This window comes from Neobacillus drentensis, from assembly GCF_036962125.1.
In the GTDB taxonomy this organism is placed as follows: domain Bacteria; phylum Bacillota; class Bacilli; order Bacillales; family Cytobacillaceae; genus Neobacillus; species Neobacillus drentensis_B.
In genome coordinates, this window is the sequence record NZ_JBALOA010000030.1 from 10,928 (window position 1) to 16,399 (window position 5,472).

Genomic DNA, 5,472 nt, shown 5'->3' on the forward strand with positions numbered 1-5,472 from the left:
AGTAAACTAAGTTCAAAAAACTTATACTTTCTATCTTATAAAAATAGCCTCCCTTTTTGAAGGAAGGCTTAGACTATTTCTTATTAAGAAAGGAAAGACAGAATAAACAATCGCCTTCCTTGCGCAAACTTCCAAAATGAAGGTTACAAATATGAAAACCTTCTTGATATAAACGAGCAAGGTTATCATATCCTTCACCAATATCAAATGGTTTTACACCAGGCGTCTCGGGCGCTGAGGACCCTTTTTTATTCTCAGTTGTCTTTTTTTCTTCTTCAGTAGTTACATCTAAACGGCGTCTCAAATGTTCATTTTCCAACTTTAAATAATGATTCTCTTCTAGTATTTCGGCTAAATGCTGCTTTAATTCTCCTAGCTGTTGGTAAAGATGGCCAATTTGTGTTTCCATATTACTTACTGATTCAAATATTTCTTTTTTATCCACGTCTTCCACCTCATTAATCTGTGGATTGTATAGAAAAGGCACCTTCTTTATTGATTTCCTCCAAGGTATACTCCAGAACTCGTTCCTGTTCCTTAAGTTCAACCTGCAGTACCCGCTCTAATATATTTAATCCTACTACTTTTCCTTTTCCCTGTGGTGTTTCAATGATTTCTCCTAAATCCGGCAGCAATGCTTTAGCAGATTCATATTCATCATTTTCATATTTTAAACAGCACATCAACCGGCCACACAAGCCAGATATTTTTGTAGGATTTAATGATAAGTTTTGGTCCTTTGCCATTTTGATCGAAACCGGATCGAAATCTCCTAAGAAAGTGGAACAGCATAACATTCTTCCACACGGACCGATACCGCCAAGCATTTTGGCTTCATCACGAACACCAATCTGGCGCAATTCAATTCTCGTACGGAAAATTGCAGCTAAATCCTTCACAAGCTCACGGAAATCAACTCTTCCATCAGCTGTAAAATAAAAGATTACTTTGTTTCGATCAAATGTATATTCAACATCGACTAATTTCATATCCAGCTGATGTTCATTTACTTTTTCATTACAAACTTCATAAGCTTCCTTAGCGGCTTGCTTATTTTCCTCAACAATCATTTTATCCTTTGGATCAGCAATTCTAACCACTTTTTTAAGTGGAAGGACCACATCATGCTCCTCAACCTGTTTACGAGCGATAACTGCCTTTCCATATTCAACTCCACGAACAGTTTCGACAATCACAAAGTCATCCTTTTCAATGGAGAGGTCCCCTGGATCAAAATAATAGATTTTCCCCGCTTTTTTAAAGCGTACTCCTACAACATCATACAAATGAAGATCCCTCCTGCAATTTTAACACAAGCTGTTCCATCATCAGCTGAGGATTCATATTCCTCTCCAGCTTCCTTTTTGCATCAAGGATAGCTGACATTTGATCCGATATGCGCCGTCCAGATGTTTGCAGTGCAAATTGATGAAGCCGTTCAAGTTCCCCTTGAAAAACAATCTGCTCCTGCCTATCTAATTGTATATATAGTAAATCCTTAAAAATAAGAAGTAAAAGGTCTAAACCACGATGAATTTGTTCTTTCTCTTTAAAGTGTGAGAACCATTCAGCTTGAAGCGTTACCATTGCCTCTAGTTGATTTTTTTTCAACACCTCATATAATTTTACCACTATTTTTTGGGCTTGTGCAAACCATTCATCGACATTTAATTTTAGAGCTTCATCCAAACTATTGGTTAACTGAGCAAGTAATGGGGCTTTCTGCGGTTCCACGCCGTTTTCCACCAGCTGTTTAATCATTACCTGGGGTGATAATGGGTGGAATGTTAGTATTTGGCACCTAGAAAGAATGGTTGGTAAAATCTTCTGCGGCTGTTCGGTTAATAGGAAGGCCACTGTTCCGGGATTCGGCTCCTCTAAAAATTTCAATAAACTATTAGAGGCACTGCCACTCATTTTATCAGCATGGATCAACAAATATACTTTTTTCAAAGACTCTAAGCCCTTTTTTGAAAACTCTACCTGAAGGTTCCTTATTTGGTCAACCTTAATCGATAATCCCTCTGGCTCGACAATATGCACATCCGGGTGGTTGCCATGATTGATTCGCCGGCAATTGTTGCATTCCTCACATGGTTTATATTGATTGATAATTGACTCGCAAAATAGAGCCTTCGTCAATAATAACGCAATTTCTCTCTTACCAGTTCCTCTGATACCCTCAAGAAGATAGGCATGGGCCACACGATTTTTCATTAAACTGTTCTTTAGCATCTTTAATACAGTTGGCTGAAGCTCTTCTAGTTGCTCCCATGACTTTCCCAAGTTCATCACTCACTAACTTTATTATAATAACGGATCTATTTTTTTTAAAAATGCATGTATTGTTCGATTGGAAGGACGAATACGGTCGCTCCGCCAACCTCTACTTCAACCGGATATGGAACGTACGAATCAGCATTACCGCCCATCGGTGAAACTGGAGCAACTAATTGCTCCCTCGACCTGCAATTATCCTTAATAATTTGGAGGGCCCGGTCCACACGGATATCCTCTGTACCAATCATAAAGGTCGTGTTACCTGATTTTAGAAATCCACCTGTACTGGCTAATTTGGTTGCCCTAAAATTATTATCTACTAGTGCTTTTGATAAACGATTACTATCTTGATCTTGTACAACAGCCATAATCAGTTTCATCCGAACCACCCTCTCCATTTTTCTTAAAACTAGTTTGTTTCCTATATTATAACAGGTAACCGTTCTACATACATACGTAATGACAGGGACTATTTTCTTTTCTATTAAAAAAAGCCTTACATGGAAGGCTTCCTTTTTGCTAATGTTTCTTCGATAATCGTTAATGCTTCATTAAAAACATCTTCCACTGGCTTGGATGCATCTATCCTTCTGAATCGATCAGGAAAACGATTGATTAACAGATGGTATCCTTCTCTTACTTTTTGATGGAACTCCAAGTCTTCTAAATCTAAGCGATTAATTTCTCTACCTTTATTTTTGTTGATTCTCTTTAGCCCTTTTTCTGATTCAATATCAAAGTAGATAGTTAACTCCGGCATTAAATCTTCAATAGCAAATTGGTTAATCGTAAAAACCTCATCAATTCCTAATCCACGCGCATAGCCCTGATAAGCTAGAGAACTATCAACAAACCGATCACATAGGACAATTTTCCCCTCAGCTAATGCAGGCTTTACCTTTTCAATTAAATGCTGCCTTCTTGCTGCAGCATAGAGTAAAGCTTCTGTCCTTGGGTCCATGGCTGTATTTTCTTTGTCTAATATTACTGCCCGTATCTGCTCAGCAATATCAATTCCACCTGGTTCCCTTGTTAACAGAGCTTCTCCTAACTGCTCAGCCACCATCTTAATTATCGTGGTCTTTCCCGCCCCATCCGGGCCCTCGAATGTAATAAATATACCGTTATTCATCGTTCAACCTCCAAATCTGAATAAACTCTTATGTTGTCTTAAAAATCTTGATCAGTCCATCTTTTAACGAGGAACCTCCTTGGAACCTTGCCCCACTATCGAACAGCTGACAAAGCTGGCTGAGTTTATCGTTAGATATACTTTCACCCTTTAGCAGCAGTGGAATCCCTGGCGGATAAGGAATAATTGATTCAGCACATACCTCTCCACTTGCTTCCGAAATAGTCACTTCACTTATTTCAAACTTATTCATATCTTTAAATGGGATGGCTAAAGTTGAGAGCTTCTCATTATTCAACTTAAATACCTCTTGAGAGTTACTTTCTGGTAGATCCACTAGTGCCCTTTTTATTTTAAGGATGGCTTCCTCTAACGGAAAGCCTTGTCCTTCTTTAAGTAAAGGCAGGATAAAAAGAACATTATGGGGATCAGCTAATTCGGTATAGATTCCTTCCTCTTCCAATCTCTGCTGAAGTTCAAATCCATTTAATCGTGACTGGGTTTGAATCGTTATTTTTAGAGGATCCCCGTTGTTGTTCGGATAGTCTAGTAATTTAATTCCATTAACTTTTGCAAGCTCACTCTTAAAACATTGGATTTCAGTTAATAGATGAGTTAAATCTTGATGGTTATAGGTCCCTAAGTAACTTCTTGCCAAATCCAAGGATGCCATAATCGGATAGGATGGACTACTCGATTGAAATATCGCTAGATATTCCTCTATCTTCTTGTGATTGATTAAATCACTATTAATATGTAAATAGGAGCCCATAGTCATGGCTGGAAGTGTCTTATGAGCTGATTGAACCACAAGATCCGCTCCCATTTGTAATGCTGAAAGCGGGAAGGGATTTTCAAGAATAAAATGCGGCCCGTGTGCTTCATCAACCAAGACAGAAATTTGGTGTCGATGTGCTTCATTTATTATTTCTTGTAACTCAAATCCCATTCCATAGTAGTTCGGATAGGTCAAAATGAGTGCCTTGGCATCAGGATATAATTGGATTGCTTCGCGGACTGTTTCTAGAGGGATTCCAGATGGAACCTTCCACTCCTGGTTATATTCAGGCTCTAGGAAAATGGGATTTGCTTTCGCTAAGCTTAGACCATTTAAAATAGATTTATGGCAATTTCTTTGAACGAGGACCTTTGTCCCCTCTTCGCAAGCTCCCATAATCATTGCAAGATTGCCAACGGTAGACCCATTTACAAGAAAGTAACTTTTTCTCGTTTGATAAAGCTCAGTTAATAGTATTTCTGCTTCTAAGATAGCCCCTTCAGGCGAGTGTAAATCATCTAGCCCAGTTAATTCTGTAGCATCCAGTTGTAAAACCTTATTAAAATAGTGATGTGCTTCAGGGTGAAGGATTTCTCCATATTTATGACCAGGGACATGAAAAGAAACCGGTTTTTTGTTAACGTGTTCGATTAAAGCATCATATAATGGCGTTTTCAATTGATTATTCATCCGCATACTTCCTTCTAATAGTCTCATTCATTCTAACAAAAAACGATGTCCTTTCCTATTTGATTGCAAAAAAATAAAGTCCTTATCGGACTTTTATTGATACGGATTTAGACATCAATACAGAAAACCACCACCTTCTCTAAAACAAACTATGAGAAGATTTCTGGAGTGGTTATTTTTTTAAGCTGTTTGAGAAAATATTTATATTTTGGATCCTTTGTATCTGTTTGTATTAAATCATTTTCACAATCGGTACAAATAAATGAAGTATATAGATGTATGCCCTTCGGTTTTAAATGCTCACAAATAACGCACATTTCGTGATGATATTTCTGTGCTAAAAATGAACTCAATCCCTCCACCTCCATACATCCATTCTGCCCGGAAATTTTTATTTGTATACAATTTTTCGAATAATCATTTCCCCGCCGTCTTAATTAATATCCTATGTAACAAATTGCAATTGGGTGTATGTCTATTCGCAATTTCTTTGAAAATACTTCGTACTTTTTTACTATTGTCATTATCCTTATTAGGAAAATACAAAAAAACAACCTTTTCAGGTTGTCTTTCATGTGCCTGGCAACGTCCT

Annotated in this window: 7 protein-coding genes; all 7 read right to left on the minus strand. The window is 37.7% G+C overall.

Translation table 11 applies throughout. From position 1 onward, the window contains the following. Positions 1 to 73: 73 nt before the first annotated feature. A complete protein-coding gene (gene yabA, locus V7121_RS21870; protein ID WP_335501752.1) occupies positions 74 to 445 on the minus strand; it encodes a DNA replication initiation control protein YabA in 372 nt (123 codons plus the stop codon). Positions 446 to 458: 13 nt separating this feature from the next. Further along, positions 459 to 1,286 (minus strand): PSP1 domain-containing protein, encoded by an 828-nt coding sequence (locus V7121_RS21875; RefSeq protein ID WP_335501755.1) that lies wholly within the window; start codon positions 1,284 to 1,286, stop codon positions 459 to 461. Further along, positions 1,279 to 2,286: a DNA polymerase III subunit delta' gene (gene holB / locus V7121_RS21880; protein WP_335501757.1), complete on the minus strand. Its 1,008-nt coding sequence runs from the start codon at positions 2,284 to 2,286 to the stop codon at positions 1,279 to 1,281. Before holB ends, V7121_RS21875 begins: the two co-directional genes overlap by 8 nt. Positions 2,287 to 2,330: 44 nt before the next feature. Further along, positions 2,331 to 2,660, minus strand: a complete 330-nt coding sequence (locus tag V7121_RS21885) for a cyclic-di-AMP receptor (RefSeq protein WP_335501758.1) — start codon at positions 2,658 to 2,660, stop codon at positions 2,331 to 2,333. 116 nt (positions 2,661 to 2,776) lie between these two features. Continuing rightward, positions 2,777 to 3,412 carry a dTMP kinase gene (gene tmk / locus V7121_RS21890; RefSeq protein WP_335501760.1) on the minus strand — a complete coding sequence of 212 codons (636 nt, stop codon included), beginning with the start codon at positions 3,410 to 3,412 and terminating at the stop codon, positions 2,777 to 2,779. 28 nt (positions 3,413 to 3,440) lie between these two features. Further along, positions 3,441 to 4,880 carry an aminotransferase class I/II-fold pyridoxal phosphate-dependent enzyme gene (locus tag V7121_RS21895; protein WP_335501762.1) on the minus strand — a complete coding sequence of 480 codons (1,440 nt, stop codon included), beginning with the start codon at positions 4,878 to 4,880 and terminating at the stop codon, positions 3,441 to 3,443. 149 nt (positions 4,881 to 5,029) lie between these two features. Continuing rightward, entirely contained in the window at positions 5,030 to 5,248 is a 219-nt protein-coding gene (locus tag V7121_RS21900) for a sigma factor G inhibitor Gin (protein WP_335501764.1), read from the minus strand. Positions 5,249 to 5,472 lie beyond the last annotated feature (224 nt).